Consider the following 17009-nt stretch of genomic DNA (forward strand, 5'->3'; position numbering starts at 1 on the left):
AAACTTTTCTGTTGATTTCTTTCCCGCTTTCAAAGGACGAAGATTCTTAATCCAATCTGGACTGAAAAAGTTTGGATTCTTGTCGAGCGGTCTCCTCTTTTCTTCCCACTCATGTGATTCACTTAACTAAAGGCTCTACAGACAAGTCCTGCTTAAAAATATTTACCACGCACTCTAAAGCACTTAATATATTAAGAAGACTTACAGAATTTATCTCACCATATCTCAAATGATAGTGTTTTTACAGTATAACAGGATAAAAGAATCCACGAACATAATAATTAGATGCTTTAATATACGAGAACAAGAAAGGACAAGCCCTTCGTTTTTGTTGCTTGCTCTTTAAAAAGAAGGTTCACTTAGAAGTGATTTTCTTAAATCTCATGACATAACCTTTTGTTATTAGTCTTAAGATGCAAATTATATTATTTCCTACGCTCTGTAGTGCATACCTCGCAATTTATACGCTCATAATAACTTTTAAGCTGCATTTGATTCTGAAGTCTGAATCAATAAAGAATAAAGCGCATTGGCATTATGCGTACTGCGCAACTTTTGTACAACATCAGTGTGACGCAAAACACGTGCGATCTGTGATAAAGCTTTTAAGTGATCTGCACCAGCATTTTCAGGTGCTAAAAGGAGAAAAACGAGATCTATAGGTTCGTCGTCAAGAGCTTCAAAATCAACAGGACTTTCAAGACGTGCAAATATACCAATGATCCGATTAATATCAGGTAATTTTCCATGAGGAATCGCAATACCTCCACCCAAACCCGTTGAACCAAGCTTCTCGCGTTGTAAAACAACATCAAAAATCACATGCTCACTAAGACCTGTTAGCTTGGAAGCTTTTTCGGCTAAAATTTGCAGAACCTGTTTTTTCGAATTAGCATTAAGAGCCGGAATGATCGCTTCCGGTGCTATTAACTCACTCAAATTCATACTTTAATTTTCCTCTTACACGCTAAAATGCTCATCAATAAACCTATAAACGCTATAGATACTTAATGTTCTTTCACTTTTCGCAACATCGCATGTGTTTTTACTTTTCAATTTATAATGGGTGATGGCTCAATACATCTCATATCACTTCTAAAACAACAATAAATATTATTCGGATCATCATTAACGGCATAAGAAACCAAAGAAATGAAGTTGTTCATAAAGTTAATTTCCTTACGACTCTAGAAAAGGCCATTATTCATAAATTTATTAAACTTGTCATAAGAGTTGATGTATAATCCGCCATCAGAGTTTTTCTTTCTTTAAAAATGAGCCCTTAAATTAAGATGAAAAGCATACTGAGCAAAATGGACCTTTACTTTGAAAATTACTGTATAGCTTGAACATCGACTTATAACAAGAATATAAAGATTTTTAGAAATTTAATGATTATTTTAAAAGATTTATAGATTTAGCCTGATATCTGTAGCCAAGCTCCTATTTTCAAATAGGCCATATAAACCAATAAAATACGACAACTCCTATTGAATAACCGCAATATATAAACCGGTGCTCCCATCAAAATACCTAAAACAGCATCATCGATATATGATTTGATTCGACAGAGAAAAATATGATAAATATCTCTTACCTTTCAATAACACACGCATTTATTGAGCGCTTCGTTTATCACTCATTATCACGTTAATCTAGTGATATCTTTTCTATGATACAATTATGAGTAAGCTAAACTTATAAAACAACAGACTAACCTCTAATGATGAAGCCTTTTTCACCACTCAATAACAACATTAAGGTTATAGTCATAAAAGAAGTTTTGGCATAAATAAGGAGATTTTCAGTAATAATGTTTGGTTAAACTTAAATGGAAACTCGTGAAAGCTATAAAATCAAAGAGAAAACTGATTTCCCAAATAAATTCTGCGTACATCAACGTTGTTGATAATATCGTTAGGACAACCGTGAACTAACACCCGCCCTGTATGAATAATATAAGCGCGATCGACAAGCCCTAATGTCTCACGCACATTATGATCCGTTATTAAAATACCAATGCCACGCCTCGTTAAATGACGAATAAGTTGTTGAATATCGAAAATAGCGATAGGATCAATTCCTGCAAATGGTTCATCAAGTAACATAAAATGGGGACGAGAAGCTAAAGCGCGCGCAATTTCAAGTCGCCGACGTTCACCTCCAGATAACGAAAGTGCAGACATTTTACGTAAATGATCAATTTTAAATTCATGTAAAAGGCTATCTAACTCTTCACGTTGTTTAAGGCGATCTTTTTCAACGACCTCTAAAACAGCTTTAATGTTATTTTCTACTGAAAGACCACGAAAAATAGACGCTTCCTGTGGAAGATATCCAATACCTAAACGCGCACGTCGATACATCGGAAGATGCGTAATATCAAATCCATCAATTTTAATGGATCCTCCATCAGATTTTATAAGCCCTGTCACCATATAAAAACAAGTTGTTTTACCTGCCCCATTGGGCCCTAAAATGCCAACGGCTTCTCCCGTACGAATGCCAAAAGAAACACCATTAACAGTTCGTCTTCCTCGATAAACTTTAATCAAATTACTGGCAATCAAGGTCCCTTTTAAGGGATTTTTTGAAGCTTCACTTTCAAGATTATACCTATCGGTCTGTTTTTTTCTTTTGATTCCAAACATGAAATCTTAATGGCCATTCTTTTGATTTTGTTTTAAAATAATAGAAACACGGCCTTTTTTCTTAGGCGTCTCACAACCTTCTAAAAAAGCCTTTCCGCTTTCCATATTTGCCGTTAGTTTGCACCCCGTTGCCACATTGTCACCATCAGTTAACACAACATGATTCCCTGTCAAACTCATCATTTTTGACTTTCCATCAAAAACGCCTTTATCACCCGTAGCAACTTGCGTAGCAATTTTTATATAAACTTTTCCTAAAGCTTCCATTTTTTGTATACTCGACGAACCAAATAAAGAAACAGATGATGCCTTTGTATCTTTCCTGTTTTTATCAATTTCTTTATATGCTTTATCGTAGTAAACAACTAATTCTGCCGTTCTTAAAAGACGTTCACCTTGTACCACTGAAACGTCACCCTTAAAAAGCGCTATCCCTTCTTTATCACGTATTTCCAAAGAATCTGCATGAAGTTCTACCGGTTCTTTATCGCTTGATAGACTTATTCCAAAATGGGCCACTTCAGCATATCCTAAAACTGCTCCTTCTCCTAACATTCCCATGCTAAAAGCCAACATCACACCTATCCATCTTTTGTACGATTTCATTATTTCAATTCTTCTGTTTGTATATACACATACTTCTCTTTATAAATATCCTTTAAAGATTTGTATTGATATTGCGTTATTGCTTTTGAAGCACTAAATGCACACCACCATGGAAATATATGTTTTTTCCTTTTTCTCGAATTTGTAAGGCGTTTGCGGCAAGATTCAAACCGGCTTGCTGAATATTAACACGTTGATCTGTTTTTAACTGTCCCTCGGATAAGTTAATACTAGCTGACATAAATTGTACCATCATCCCATCATTTGTCGTAATCGTGAATGGCTTATCCAACTGTAAAAAACCATTAATGTTATCGTAACCCCCCCCTTGTGCTGAAAGAAAAACCTGTCTTTGTTGGCCCATAAATGCTCTAGCTGTAATGTTTTGCAACCCAATCATTCCAGCGTGGGTATGGTCTTGAAATGCCTTTTCTGCTTTAAGCCAATAAGGTTCATGAGCACGCGTATACCCTTCTAATTTTGGATTGAGCATCGTCAAATTCATCACGCCACTTTCTCCATTATTCAAAGGCATAGAATCAGAAGTAACGGGAACCAAGAAAAACGTAAACCAGCAAAAAACCAGCGCTGAAATCAACGCTAAGAGAGGTAAAAAAATTTTTAATATGCTAATGCGACGCGAATGACGAGATGCTTTTTTTAAAACATCTCCAAAAGATGATTGCGTTGAAAAGGCTTTATAATGATTGTGTACGGACATACTCTCCTGATCTCTTAAATCCTCCGCATTTTTAATCTGTATACCCTTTATAGAAGGTATTTTCAAATTTTGTTTCTTGCAATTTGTTTTTTCTTGATTTTATTTTGCTTTTATCCGTTTATATATTGTAATATGCATGGAGTGCACAATTACAAAATTTTTTTGTGTGAAAGTGAGGCTATTGTGGTAAAATCAGAGCTTGTGCAAATTATCGCTCGTCATAACCCGCATCTTTTTCAACGGGATGTGGAGAATATTGTAAATGCTATTTTTGAGGAAATTGCAACAGCACTTGCAAATGGCAATCGCGTTGAACTTCGTGGATTTGGAGCTTTTTCTGTAAAAAGCCGTTCAGCCCGTAATGGACGTAATCCACGAACAGGTGAAGCCGTTTCTGTTGAAGAAAAGTGGATTCCTTTTTTTAAAACTGGCAAGGATTTACGCGACCGTCTTAATCAGTGAGAAACTTATGATAATTAAACGTATTCTTCTAACAAGTATCGGTGTGATTCTCGCAGCGGTTTTGATTGTTTTTATCGTGGCTAATCGTCAAATGGTTCCGTTAACCCTTGATCCTTTTCGAGCAAATCCTGAAAGTTTTACTTATCATGCTCCCCTCTTTATATGGCTCTTTATTTTCTTTGTTTTTGGTATTTTATTAGGAAATCTGATCAGTTGGTTTTCCTACCACAAATACAAAAAAGCTCTCAAAAAAAGTAAAGCCGAGATTGAAAAATTGAAAACATCTATCACAAATCTGGTGTAATGGTATTTAAATGAAATCTTTTCTCTCTGTATTCTATATTCAGTACAGAGTTAAAAGTGCTCTTTTTCTTTTTTATACATGTTTTAATTGACTTTAGCTTTTTTGCACTTTTACGAAACATTTAAGAGTTTTATAATATATTTTTATACCTCATATACCGTGATACAAAACATGCCCGCACAATGCTTTCAATTCTCCCATAACAATAGATATCCGCAGGAAAAGCTGCCCCTTATTTTAGAAACGGGTATAAGCGAAAACTATGCTCTCATTGATTCTGGTCATGGACAAAAATTAGAACGTTATGGAGCTTACCGCATTATTCGACCAGAAGGTCAAGCACTATGGAAACCCGCTTTACCACAAAAAAAATGGGCTGATGTTGATGCTATTTTCACAGGAAACCTTGATGAAGAAGGGGTTGGGCGTTGGCATTTTCCTAAAAAGCCACTTGATGAAACATGGGCTCTTGCTTGGAATGGATTGTCTTTTCTAGGCCGTTTTACTTCCTTTCGTCATGTGGGGGTTTTTCCTGAACAAGATGCCCATTGGCGCTCTATGGAAGAACAAATTGTTAAAGCCGAACGCCCTATAAAATTGTTGAATCTTTTTGGCTATACAGGTATTGCCTCTTTGATTGGAGCACGAGCAGGTGCGAATGTTACCCATGTTGATGCTTCTAAAAAAGCCATTGCGTGGGCAAAAGCTAATCAAGAAAGAGCAGGATTACCAGATCATTCTATTCGCTGGATTTGCGATGATGCTATGAAATTTGTCGAGCGTGAACTGCGTCGTAAGAAAAGCTATGATATGATTCTTCTTGATCCCCCTGCTTATGGGCGTGGACCCCATGGTGAAATTTGGCAACTGTTTGATCATTTACCCGCTATGATCACAAATTGTCGTAAACTTCTCTCTGATAAACCGCTCTCTGTTGTCCTTACGGCTTATTCTATTCGTGCTTCCTTCTTTGCACTTCATGCTTTAATGCGTGATGCATTTGTAAATCTTGGTGGTACGGTCGAATCAGGAGAACTCATTTTGCGTGAAGAAGTTGCAGGACGTGCTCTTTCTACTTCTCTTTTTAGCCGTTGGATTGCTTGAATATGTGTAGACCCAAAACTGGTAGAGTGAAAGAAATTACCTCTCTTAGCAACCCCATCATAAAAAATCTTAAAGCACTTAGCCAAAAGAAAAACCGTAATAGAGAAGGTCTTTTCATGGCAGAAGGATTGAAATTGGTCATTGATGCTCTCAATCTTGGCTGGACAATACAGACGCTTATTTTTTCTAAAAGTGAAATCGGTAATGCTACTATCGAAAATACTGCTGCACGTGCTGTAGCCAACGGTGGTTTTGTTATTAAAGCCTCACAAAAGGTTATGGAATCACTTACCCGACGCGATAATCCACAAACAGTTATTGGTATTTTCAAGCAAAAATGGCACTCTTTTGAAATGATAAAAGGGCAGATTAAAGATGTTTACATCGCGCTTGATCGTGTACGTGATCCTGGAAACCTTGGTACCATTATTCGAACAGCTGATGCTGTAGGTGCTAAAGGTGTTATTTTAATTGGCGAGACAACAGACCCTTTCTCGCCTGAAACAGTCCGTGCAACCATGGGATCTATTTTCTCTGTACCACTTTATCGTTTTGATGAAAACGGCTTTTTAAACTGGTCTTCTCACTTTAAAGGTATGATTGTTGGAACACACCTCAAAGGTTCTCTGGATTATCGCACACTTGACTTCAAAAATGGCCCTATTATCCTTTTAATGGGAAATGAAAAACAGGGATTATCAGATCTTCTTACGAATCGGTGTGATAAACTTACGCGTATTCCACAAAGCGGACGAGCAGACTCGCTTAATCTAGCTGTAGCAACAGCTGTTATGCTTTATGAAATCCGTCGCCCCTATTTAATACTGGAACCATGTGAGGAAAAACATGATTCGTAAATCACTCCCTTTTCTTCTCTTGGGCTTGGCTTTTACAGTAGTACTTGATCAAGCTGTCAAATACTGGGTTATGCACAATATGCCTTTAGGAACAGAAATTTCGCTTATTCCTTTTCTTTCCCTTTATCATGTGCGCAATTCTGGCATTGCATTTTCGTTTTTTTCTTCCTTTTCTCAGTGGGGAATCATCGCCATCACGATCATTGTGATTATCTTTCTTCTATGGTTATGGAAAAATACTGAATATAATAAGTCTTTAATGCGCTTTGGCCTTATTCTTATTATTGGGGGAGCCATCGGCAATCTCATTGATCGTATTCGCTTTCATCATGTCACTGATTATATACTTTTTCATATTGATGATATTTTTTATTTTGCTATTTTCAACCTTGCAGATAGTTTTATCACTCTCGGTGTTATTGCCATCCTTATTGAAGAATTGCGTACTTGGATGAAAGCAAGGCGTCATTCCAATAGTACATCTTCTCATTGATATGTTCAGTGCTTTAGAAAACAGAGATTATTGACCATCACAAGTCTGATTACGCATTGATTTCTCTTAATCAATTCTTGTTGCTCGTCATTTCACGTATTTCTCTTCATGGGACTATAAGATCTTACTTTCTTTTCAACTTTACATTTCTACACTTAGTTAGTGCAAAAGAAATGAACTCAAATAGAATCAATATTTTTTATCCATGTGTCCTACATCACAATTTTTGAGGAGACATTTCACAGCATTTGAAGTTCTGTTTATTTGATTAGAACAATTGCTTTTCGTATGTTTTTTAGTTTTTACAGATATCGCTTTTACAGAGCCTTTCTTAAGTGCTTCGTTTAAAAACTTTCCTTTTTTATTTTATATATTGTTTAATAAAAAACACTTTTTCAACTATTTTCAATGGTGTCTTGTTAAAGCAACATATTGATTATAAATATAAATTACCGTTTTTCATATTGAATAAAAGCCCTTACTATCCTAAATCTCTTTTATTTGGAATCTTTTCATATTGAATCCATTAAAACCATGTCTCTTGCAAGACACAAGCAAGTCAATAATCTTGATTGATTTAATATGAACAGATTTTCAACCAGAGAATCTTGCGATATTCGGAGTATCATTTAGCATTCAAAAAGACAATTTATCATTATACATCAATATTATTATATAAAAATCCAATTCAATAGCTCTTATAACCGTGCAAAACAGATGCAATATTGGAGGTTGAAAATAGTGTGATGATACTTGCCGCTCTTCTCATAAACGCAAAAATAGTGAATATTTTATAAGGGATTGTATTACATAGTTTCTGTGAAAATAGAAAAGTTTTTAAGTATAGTCTTTTTATCTTGCAAAAATATGGCAAAAAATGGAAATATTTTTTATTAAAATGAACTATTTCCTTACCAATTTGTAAGGTTCCTTCTTCATATAAATCTCTTGTAATTTTTAAATAAATCTCCATAATAAGAACATATATGCTGGAATTCTGTCAGTGATTCTTAAGGGTTTTTGTATTTGCCCAATTAAGGCTTATACCAAGCTTATTTGTGTAATGACAGAGACACCTTTAAAGCCCTATACCTGACAGAACATATGCTAAAGGATTTTATATTATGGCTAATTTTAAAGATTTACGTTCGGCACCTGCTTCTCATGCCGATGCATCAATTGATCAGGGATTACGCGACTATATGTTGGGTGTCTACAATGCAATGGCCATTGGTTTGCTTATTACAGCTGCTGCCGCTTATGCAATTGTATCATTAGCAACGACAACAGATATGAGCCAAGCAGCAGCTCAAATCAATAGCAGTGTTTATCTAACACCATTTGGAGTAACATTTTATACATCGCCATTCTCTTATATTGTTATGTTTGCACCACTCATAGCAGTCTTATTTCTTAGTTTTAAAATTAATACATTGAGCACAAATGCTGCTCGTAGTCTCTTTTTTGGTTATGCTGCTCTGGTTGGTCTTTCACTGTCTTCAATCGTTTTGCGCTATACAACAGAAAGTGTTGTGCAAACCTTTGTCATTTCCGCCGCAACTTTTGGAGCTCTTTCACTTTATGGATACACAACAAAGCGTGATCTCACAGCAATCGGTTCATTCTTATTCATTGGATTGATCGGCTTGTTGCTTTCCATGATTGTGAACATTTTTCTTGGATCAAGCGCTTTGCAGTTTGCTATCTCTGTGATTGGTGTTTTTATCTTTGCTGGTTTAACAGCCTACGATACTCAGAGCATTAAGTTGATGTATTATGAAGGAGATGAAAGCGATACCAGAGGACGTAAAGTTATTATGGGCGCGCTGAATCTTTATCTTGATTTCATCAATATGTTTGTCTTCTTGCTACAGTTTCTTGGCTCAAACCGTGATTGATTGCAAAAATCATTACTTAATTAAAGAACCTTGTTTCTAAAAGAAACAAGGTTCTTTTGTTTTTAGTGTAAATCTTTACCCTCTGCTTCTTAGAAACTATTCTTTTCGCAAAATGACAAAAATCCCTTATAAGCAAAAATTCCCTTGGTTTACCGGTTTTATCCAACAAAAACTCCATAGCTCCCTTTTAAATACAACTCACAGCCGCTCTCATCATCAATCAAACATTGTCAATCAAAATAGTAATTATGATCTGACCGTTGCTTCCTATAATGTGCATAAATGTGTAGGTGTTGATAAAGTTTTTAATCCTACAAGAATTGTCCGTGTTATTACTGAATTACAAGTTGATATCCTTGCTCTTCAAGAAGCAGATAAACGTTTTGGGGAACGCATCGGTTTGATTAATCTTCAGCTATTAAAAGCTGAAACCGGTTTGATTCCTGTACCTCTTAATACTATGTCACCTCATGGCCATGGTTGGCATGGGAATGCTCTTTTTTTGCGAAAGGGATATGTACGTGATACTTTACAAGTCACTCTCCCTAGTATTGAACCACGTGGGGCTGTAATTGTAGAATTGGAAATGGCAGCAGGACCTATTCGTATTATTGCGGCTCATTTTGGCTTATTACGTTACTCTCGTAAACAACAAACAAAAATGCTCCTTGAAATTTTCCAAAAACGCCCCCTTATGCCTACACTCCTCATAGGAGATTTTAATGAATGGCGAATGGGAAAAGGCTCATCTTTAAATCATTTTTTTCCCTATTTTGATAGCACTTTTGAAGTTGTACCAAGCTTTCCCTCTCGTTTTCCTTTGTTAGCCCTTGATAGAGTTTTTTCTTTTCCCCACCAATTGGTAACAAGTATTGAAAATCATTATTCACCACTTGCACGCATTGCTTCAGATCATTTGCCTATCAAAGCCTATCTTAATCTTTCCAACGCAATCAATATTCTTAAAAATAAATAAAAAAATTAATGTGCCTCATCCCAATTTTGAGCCGTCATAACTTTTACTTCAAGCGGTACAGATAAAGATAGAACCGGTATTGTAGCATTTTCCATAACATTTTTAACAACAGTCATGGTTTTTTTACTTTCTTCTTCTGGTACTTCAAAAATCAGTTCATCATGAACTTGCAGCAACATTTTTGCTGATAGTTTTTCTGCTTTTAAAGCATCTTCCATATGTATCATAGCGCGGCGAATAATATCGGCCGCAGAACCTTGAATTGGAGCATTGATAGCTGCCCGCTCATTAAGAGAACGAATTTTTACATTCTTTGCTTTTATTTCTGGATAATAGATACGACGTCCAAAAATTGTTTCTACATAACCATTTTCACGTGCAAAGATTTTGGTCTTCTCCATATAATCTTTAATTCCTGGAAATCTTTCAAAATACAGTTGAATATAACGACCCGCTTCTTGGCGTGAAATTCCCAATTGATTGGCTAGTCCAAAAGCTGAAATACCATAAATAATACCAAAATTAATCGCTTTTGCACGCCGTCGTATATCTGAATGCATTCCTTCTATCGCAACACCAAACATTTGTGATGCCGTTATAGCGTGAATATCATGCCCTTTAGCAAAAGCTTCTTTTAATGCTTTTATATCCGCAATATGTGCAAGAATGCGCAACTCAATCTGACTATAATCAGCAGAAAGTAACACATGTCCTTTGGGAGCAATAAAAGCTGTTCGAATTTTACGTCCTTCAGCAGTTCGCACTGGAATATTTTGCAAATTTGGCTCTGATGATGATAACCGACCTGTTGATGTTATTGCCAAAGAATAATTTGTATGAACTCGCCCTGTTTTTGAAAAAATATAAGAAGGCAAGGCATCTGTATAGGTAGATTTTAGCTTTGAAAGTTGACGCCACTCAATAATTTTACGCGGTAAAATATGACCTTCAGCAGCCAACTCTTCTAAGGTCCGTGCAGAAGTTGACCATTGTCCACCCTTAGTTTTAGCGCCTCCAGGCAATCCCATTTTGCCAAAAAGGATATCCCCTAATTGCTTTGGCGAAGCAAGATTAAACTCTTCATCAGCTTGTTTGTAAATTTCCTCTTCTAGAATCAAAGCAGCTTGTGCTAACTCTCCTGAAAGACGCAATAAAATCTGCCTATCAATAAGAATCCCCCGTTCTTCCATTCTTGCAAGAACTTCTACAAGAGGCCGATCAAGACGCTCATAAATTTTTGTCATTCCACGAGCAACAAGTTGCGGTTTCAATACTTGCCAAAGACGTAGCTTTATATCAGCATCTTCCGCCGCATAAAGGGTTGCTTGTTTTAAATCTACTTGTGCAAAAGAAGTAATTTTTTTCCCGTTATGCGTTAAATCTTTATAGACAATTGGTTTATGCTCAAGCCAACGTTCAGACAAATCATCCATATTATGGGTTAACATTCCAGCATCAAAAGCATATGATAAAAGCATGATGTCGTCAAAAGAGCTTATCATAATGTCATATTGCTTCATCACCAACCAATCATATTTTATATTATGACCAATTTTTAACACCGCTGAATCTTCTAATATCGGTTTTAAAAGTGCTAAAGCTTTTTGGTCCTCAATCTGTGAGGCAATGCGCCCGCCCCTCAAAAGGTCCTCTTCTCCTTCATCAAAATGTTCAAGAGGTATATAAGCTGCTTTTTCCGGCTGTAATGCGAGTGAAAAACCAACAAGCTTTGCTTGCATCGGATCAAGAGATGTTGTTTTAGTATCAAAAGCAAAAAAACCCTGCTCTTGTGCTTGTGATAACCAGTCTTTTAAAATTTCCTCATCAAGAATTGTTGTATAAGCATCTCTTGTAATTTTTTGAGTCAGCGCTTGATCTTTACGTTTTTGTGCAAAAACTTGTGGAGAATTTTCAGAAAAATTATGAAGAGATGCGCGCTCAGTATTCTTGATATAAGAATCATGCCTGATATCAGAATCATTCCTGGGGCTTAGTTTTTCCCATTCAACATCTATATCAAGTGCGTCAATAACAGCTGCATCGCATGTCGTTGCCTCTGCCACGCGACGCGTTAATGTTGAAAACTCCATCGCTTTCAAAAAAGCAATTAAACGTGGACCATCTTGTGGCTCCAAAATAAAATCATCTAAATCATTATCTATAGGAACATCTGTTTTAAGCCTGACAAGTTCACGAGATATTTTAACTTGTTCTCTATAAGCTTGAATGTTTTCACGTCGTTTTGTTTGTTTAATTTCTGTTACGTTTTGCAATAAAAGATCAAGAGAACCAAATTCATTTAACAACTGAGCTGCAGTTTTTGGACCAATGCCTGGAATACCCGGTACATTATCCGTTGAATCTCCAATTAATGCTTGTAAATCAATCATTTTTTCAGGCGCAACACCCCATTTTTCTATAACTTCTGAGATACCTATATGCTTATCTTTCATTCCATCATACAAAGATACATGCGTATTTACGAGTTGCATAAGATCCTTATCAGAAGAAATAATGGTTGTTTTTGCCCCAACCTTTGTTGCCAACTTTGCATAGGTAGCAATTAAATCATCCGCTTCAAAGCCTTCCTTTTCAATACAAGGCAAATTAAAAGCTTTCGTTGCTTGGCGTATTAGCGCGAATTGAGGAATTAGATCTTCAGGAGGTTCAACGCGATTCGCTTTATATTCAGGATAAATTTGTTTCCGAAAAGTATCAGATGAATAATCAAAAATAACAGCAAAATGTGTTGGAACAACACCCGTAGCTGTATTACGAGCATCACAAAGTAATTTCCATAACATATTGCAAAAACCAGCTACTGCTCCTACAGGAAGTCCATCCTTTTTACGTTTTAAAGGCGGCAAAGCATAATAAGCACGAAAAATATAGCCTGATCCGTCAACCAAAAAAAGATGATCTGTTGCTTTCATGACAATTTTTTCTCCATTTCAGCTAAAAAAAACAAATTACCCTTATATATTTTTCACTTTGCCTCTAAAAAGCCATTTTTTCTCTTCATAAGACGTGAAGTCGTTGCACTTTATATTAAGTACCTAGAGCTTTTCTTTGCTGTTACAGGATTAATAGCTTTCATTTTGCTCCTCCTATGATAGCTGAGGTACGATGTAGCGACAGGGTCGTTGTGGTGTTCCCCTCCCCACAACGACCGTTTTTTTTGACATCGATATTCTTTAATTTCAATCGTGACTCTTTTAGATAAAAGATGATGTTATTCATGAATTTTGAAGTTATTCCACAGAGCTTTTTCACCCATTTTGTAGATAAAATCAGCGTGTAACTTTTTTTCTTGCATACTCAATCTTGAAGGTAAAGCCTGCGGGCGAATTTTAACGGCATAAGATGTATCTTTATCGTTCTGGATATGTTCATCAATACCCCTTCTGTTATCAAAACCCAATACACCTTGCTTTCCACCGATGAGCTCAATATAAACATCGGCTAGAATCTCTGCATCAAGCAAAGCACCATGAAGAACACGATGGCTGTTATCAATTCCAAAACGTTTGCATAAAATATCAAGAGAATTAGGACCCATAGGAAATTTACGCCGCGCCATAGCCAATGTATCAAGAATATTATCAACACTGATAAGCGGTTTGTTGACGCGTTTTAATTCTGCATTAATAAAACCAATATCAAAACTCGCATTATGCGCAATCATTGTCGCGTCTTTGATAAATTCCAAAAATTCATCAACAATATCACTAAAACTTTTCTCGTTTTTCAAGCGTTCATTGGTTAATCCGTGAATTGCTACAACTTCATCAGGAATAATAACGCCTTCAGGGTTTAAATAAACATGAAATTGGCGTCCTGTGAGATAACGATCAACCATTTCTACACAACCAATTTCGATTATGCGATCTTTCTCTTTATCTAAACCTGTTGTTTCTGTATCAAAAATAATTTCACGCATGATTTTAATTCTTTAGCAATTTTTTTATCACATCAAAAACCTGTTGACGGGTATTTTCTAAATCTTTCCCTGTATCAATAATAAAATCAGCACGTTCTCGTTTTTTTTCATCTGGCATTTGTTGAGCATTGATAAAGGCAAATTTTTTCTCATTCATACCTTGGCGAATCATGACACGTTCTTTTTGTATTTCTGGTGGAGCAGAAACAACAATAACGCTATCCAAACGACTTTCACCATTTTTTTCAAACAAAAGTGGAATATCAAGAATAACTAATTTTTTCCCTTGTTCACGCGCTATATCAATAAATTCCCTTTCTTTTTCTTGTACCAAAGGATGAATTATTTTTTCTAATTTTTGTAATTTTTCTTTATCATCAATCAAAATTTCAGAAAGTTTCAAACGATTAACTTCACCGTTTTCAACAACACCAGGAAAAATACGCTCTATGAATGACAAAGCTGGCTCACTTTTATAAAGCTGTTTTACTGCTTCATCAGCACTAAAAACAGAAATACCCGCTTGCTTGAAAAAATCAGCAACTGTTGATTTTCCCATAGCAATTGATCCCGTTAATCCTACGATCTTCATTCTCTTTTTTCACTCATATCATCTAAAATGGCTGTCCGTAACGCTTTTGTCACCTGTGGTCTTATTCCAAACCACTGTTCAAACCCTATAACAGCCTGATGTAGAAGCATCCCAAGCCCATCAACCGTCTTGAGATCACAAGCCTTTGCCTGTTGTAAAAAAGGAGTTATCAATGGTGTATAAATAATATCTGTTACTAACGCCGTTTTTTTTGCTTTATGAAAATCGCAAAAAAAAGAATCACTTTTTTCTTCTGGAATTTTTATGCCAATAGATGTTGTATTAACAATCAAATCAACTTGATGAAGTATTTCATGGATTTTATACCAATCGTAAACTTTAATGATTTTTCCAAAATGCTGAGCTAAATTATCAGCACGTTGTTTTGTACGGTTAATTAAATAAATCTGTTCAAATCCGCGTTTTTTTAAGGCATATATGATAGCGCGAGCGGCACCACCTGCTCCAAAAACAAGAGCTGTTTCCCCTCCCCAATCAGATGCAAAATCATCAAGATTAGCGCTAAAACCATAGGCATCGCTATTCGTGGCACAAAGCTTATCTCCTTCATACCAAAGTGTATTAACAGCACCAATCATTGTTGCTCTCTCATCTTTATAATCTGCTAAACGAAAAGCTTCCTGTTTATAAGGTAAAGTAACATTTCCTCCACAAAAGCCTATTTTTTGTAAAGACGCAATAAAATGACTGAACTCTTCAGATGTTACTTCTTGTGCAAGATATTCTCCTTGTAAACCATATTGTTTAAGCCAAAAATTGTGAATTTTTGGCGATTTTGAATGATGAATTGGAGAACCAACAACAAAAGCACGCGGATAATTTGTTTTTTTTATTGTTAAGTCAACCATTAATAATTCCTAAGTGGCGCAGTTTTATGAGTAGAGGCAGCAAAGGTAAACCAACAATGGTAAAAAAATCTCCTTCAATTTTTTCAAAGAGATGAATTCCTTCTCCTTCAATTTGATATACTCCCACGCTGTTTAAAACATCTTTTCCTACGCGTGCTAAATAACGTTCAATAAATTCTGATGAGAGTAAACGGACGGACATATGTGCACTAAAAGCTTCAACCCAAATTTTTTGACCATTTTTAAATAAAGCTACCGCACTATGAAGAGAATGGGCTTTTCCTGATAACTTACATAAACGTTGATGTGCTTCTTTAATATTTGTTGCTTTGTGAAAAACTTGACCTTCCAAATCAAGAACTTGATCACAACCAATAACGAAAGCATCAGGAAAACGATCTGAAACATTTTTTGCTTTTGCACTCGCAAGAAAACAGCTGAGTTCTTTAGGTTTTTTTTCTTTTGCTTTTTTTTCTACTTCTCTTTCATCAAAAGAAGCTCCTTCAATGGAAAAATTTAAGCCTGCTTTTTTTAATAATTTTGCACGATAAAAACTAAGAGATGCTAATATTAAAGTATCTGCGTTCATGAGAATTTTCTCTCATTTCCTTCACGAAATCGTGATAACAGTTCAAATATTGCAGCAGCAGTTTCTTCAATAGAACGTCTTGTGACATCAATAATAGGCCAACCAAAACGTTCGCAAATGCGTTTTGCATAGATTAATTCTTCAGCTATGTTGATACGATTTGTATAATTATCAAGAGCAAAACTTTCTCCCAAATCTCGATTTTGGCGGATATGTGAGATTCTTTCAGCTGAAGCAATTAAACCAATAATTAAAGAATTTTTTGCCTCTAAAAGGGATTCTGGCAAATCAATATTAGGAATAAGAGGAATATTAGCCGTTTTTATTCCGCGATTTGCTAAATAGATACTTGTTGGCGTTTTAGAGGTTCTTGAAATTCCCACAAGGATCACATCTGCTTCGGATAAGCTACTGGAAGACTGCCCATCGTCATGCTCTATTGTAAAATCCAGTGCCTCAATACGGCGAAAATAATCTGCATTAAGATCATGTTGTGCGCTCGCACGTAAATGTGTTGGCATTCCAAGGTAAGACTGAAAAGCATTTAAAACAGGATGCAATATATCAATACAGGGAACTTTCATTTCTTTACACCTTTTTTGAAGGAGAAGTTTAAATTCTTCATCAATCATTGTGTAAAGAACAATACCTGGCTCTTGTTGTATTTCATTAAGAGCTTTCTGTAACTGTATTCTATTACGAATCATAGGATAGATATGCTCTGTTGCCTGAATCATTGCATATTGCGATGCTACAGCTCTTCCAACAGAAATTAATGTTTCTCCTGTTGCATCAGAAAGCATGTGTAAATGAAAGAATTTTTTTTCTTTTGTCACAAAAATTTTAACTCCTTGTTAAGACATGTGTATATATCCTCACCGTTTTTTATAAAACTAAAATTTATGAAAAATTCTCCTTTTTTATGCACAAATTAAATGCTTGTGATA

The 17009-nt window shown here is 35.7% G+C and carries 17 protein-coding genes; 7 read left to right on the plus strand and 10 right to left on the minus strand.

The genetic code is table 11. The features are described 5' to 3' along the window. Positions 1–480: 480 nt before the first annotated feature. From ptsN to lptC, 4 genes are all read right to left on the minus strand, one after another. Positions 481–945: a PTS IIA-like nitrogen regulatory protein PtsN gene (gene ptsN, locus ACFIL2_RS09920; protein ID WP_375636394.1), complete on the minus strand. Its 465-nt coding sequence runs from the start codon at positions 943–945 to the stop codon at positions 481–483. A gap of 911 nt (positions 946–1856) precedes the next feature. Further along, positions 1857–2651, minus strand: coding sequence for an LPS export ABC transporter ATP-binding protein (gene lptB, locus ACFIL2_RS09925; RefSeq protein ID WP_375633647.1), 795 nt, complete (start codon positions 2649–2651; stop codon positions 1857–1859). Positions 2652–2657: 6 nt separating this feature from the next. Then, positions 2658–3257 carry an LptA/OstA family protein gene (locus tag ACFIL2_RS09930; protein WP_375633646.1) on the minus strand — a complete coding sequence of 200 codons (600 nt, stop codon included), beginning with the start codon at positions 3255–3257 and terminating at the stop codon, positions 2658–2660. A 76-nt stretch (positions 3258–3333) separates the two neighbouring features. Continuing rightward, complete coding sequence (lptC, locus tag ACFIL2_RS09935) at positions 3334–3978, minus strand: LPS export ABC transporter periplasmic protein LptC (protein ID WP_375680114.1); 645 nt, start codon at positions 3976–3978, stop codon at positions 3334–3336. Positions 3979–4161: 183 nt separating this feature from the next. Between lptC and ihfB the strand changes: the two genes are divergently transcribed. From ihfB to ACFIL2_RS09970, 7 genes are all read left to right on the plus strand, one after another. Then, the gene (gene ihfB, locus ACFIL2_RS09940; protein WP_273790186.1) at positions 4162–4440 is read left to right on the plus strand and encodes an integration host factor subunit beta; all 279 of its coding nucleotides are present in this window, start codon (positions 4162–4164) and stop codon (positions 4438–4440) included. A 7-nt stretch (positions 4441–4447) separates the two neighbouring features. Further along, positions 4448–4744: a lipopolysaccharide assembly protein LapA domain-containing protein gene (locus ACFIL2_RS09945; RefSeq protein ID WP_375617461.1), complete on the plus strand. Its 297-nt coding sequence runs from the start codon at positions 4448–4450 to the stop codon at positions 4742–4744. A gap of 171 nt (positions 4745–4915) precedes the next feature. After that, the gene (locus ACFIL2_RS09950) at positions 4916–5848 is read left to right on the plus strand and encodes a class I SAM-dependent methyltransferase (protein WP_375633644.1); all 933 of its coding nucleotides are present in this window, start codon (positions 4916–4918) and stop codon (positions 5846–5848) included. A 2-nt stretch (positions 5849–5850) separates the two neighbouring features. Continuing rightward, positions 5851–6705, plus strand: a complete 855-nt coding sequence (locus ACFIL2_RS09955; protein ID WP_375611349.1) for a TrmH family RNA methyltransferase — start codon at positions 5851–5853, stop codon at positions 6703–6705. Further along, positions 6695–7198: a signal peptidase II gene (gene lspA / locus ACFIL2_RS09960; protein WP_375611348.1), complete on the plus strand. Its 504-nt coding sequence runs from the start codon at positions 6695–6697 to the stop codon at positions 7196–7198. Before ACFIL2_RS09955 ends, lspA begins: the two co-directional genes overlap by 11 nt. A 1124-nt stretch (positions 7199–8322) precedes the next feature. Next, on the plus strand, positions 8323–9096 hold the full coding sequence (locus ACFIL2_RS09965; protein ID WP_375611347.1) for a Bax inhibitor-1/YccA family protein: 774 nt from the start codon (positions 8323–8325) through the stop codon (positions 9094–9096). Positions 9097–9208: 112 nt separating this feature from the next. Next, positions 9209–10072, plus strand: coding sequence for an endonuclease/exonuclease/phosphatase family protein (locus tag ACFIL2_RS09970; RefSeq protein ID WP_375680113.1), 864 nt, complete (start codon positions 9209–9211; stop codon positions 10070–10072). Positions 10073–10077: 5 nt separating this feature from the next. Here the strand turns inward: ACFIL2_RS09970 and polA are convergent, their stop codons facing one another. The 6 genes from polA to ACFIL2_RS10000 all read right to left on the minus strand — a co-directional run bounded on the left by polA (position 10078) and on the right by ACFIL2_RS10000 (position 16898). Then, positions 10078–13005: a DNA polymerase I gene (gene polA, locus ACFIL2_RS09975; RefSeq protein ID WP_375680112.1), complete on the minus strand. Its 2928-nt coding sequence runs from the start codon at positions 13003–13005 to the stop codon at positions 10078–10080. Between the two features lie 299 nt (positions 13006–13304). Continuing rightward, positions 13305–14012: a DNA polymerase III subunit epsilon gene (gene dnaQ / locus ACFIL2_RS09980; RefSeq protein ID WP_375629128.1), complete on the minus strand. Its 708-nt coding sequence runs from the start codon at positions 14010–14012 to the stop codon at positions 13305–13307. A 4-nt stretch (positions 14013–14016) separates the two neighbouring features. Continuing rightward, entirely contained in the window at positions 14017–14604 is a 588-nt protein-coding gene (coaE, locus tag ACFIL2_RS09985) for a dephospho-CoA kinase (RefSeq protein ID WP_375639474.1), read from the minus strand. After that, entirely contained in the window at positions 14601–15473 is an 873-nt protein-coding gene (locus ACFIL2_RS09990) for a shikimate dehydrogenase (RefSeq protein WP_375639472.1), read from the minus strand. Before ACFIL2_RS09990 ends, coaE begins: the two co-directional genes overlap by 4 nt. Continuing rightward, positions 15466–16062: a Maf family nucleotide pyrophosphatase gene (locus tag ACFIL2_RS09995; RefSeq protein WP_375639471.1), complete on the minus strand. Its 597-nt coding sequence runs from the start codon at positions 16060–16062 to the stop codon at positions 15466–15468. Before ACFIL2_RS09995 ends, ACFIL2_RS09990 begins: the two co-directional genes overlap by 8 nt. Next, complete coding sequence (locus ACFIL2_RS10000; RefSeq protein ID WP_375633959.1) at positions 16059–16898, minus strand: pyruvate, water dikinase regulatory protein; 840 nt, start codon at positions 16896–16898, stop codon at positions 16059–16061. Before ACFIL2_RS10000 ends, ACFIL2_RS09995 begins: the two co-directional genes overlap by 4 nt. Positions 16899–17009 lie beyond the last annotated feature (111 nt).

Origin of the sequence: Bartonella sp. AP30XZML, assembly GCF_042195945.1 — a bacterium.
Lineage (GTDB): Bacteria > Pseudomonadota > Alphaproteobacteria > Rhizobiales > Rhizobiaceae > Bartonella.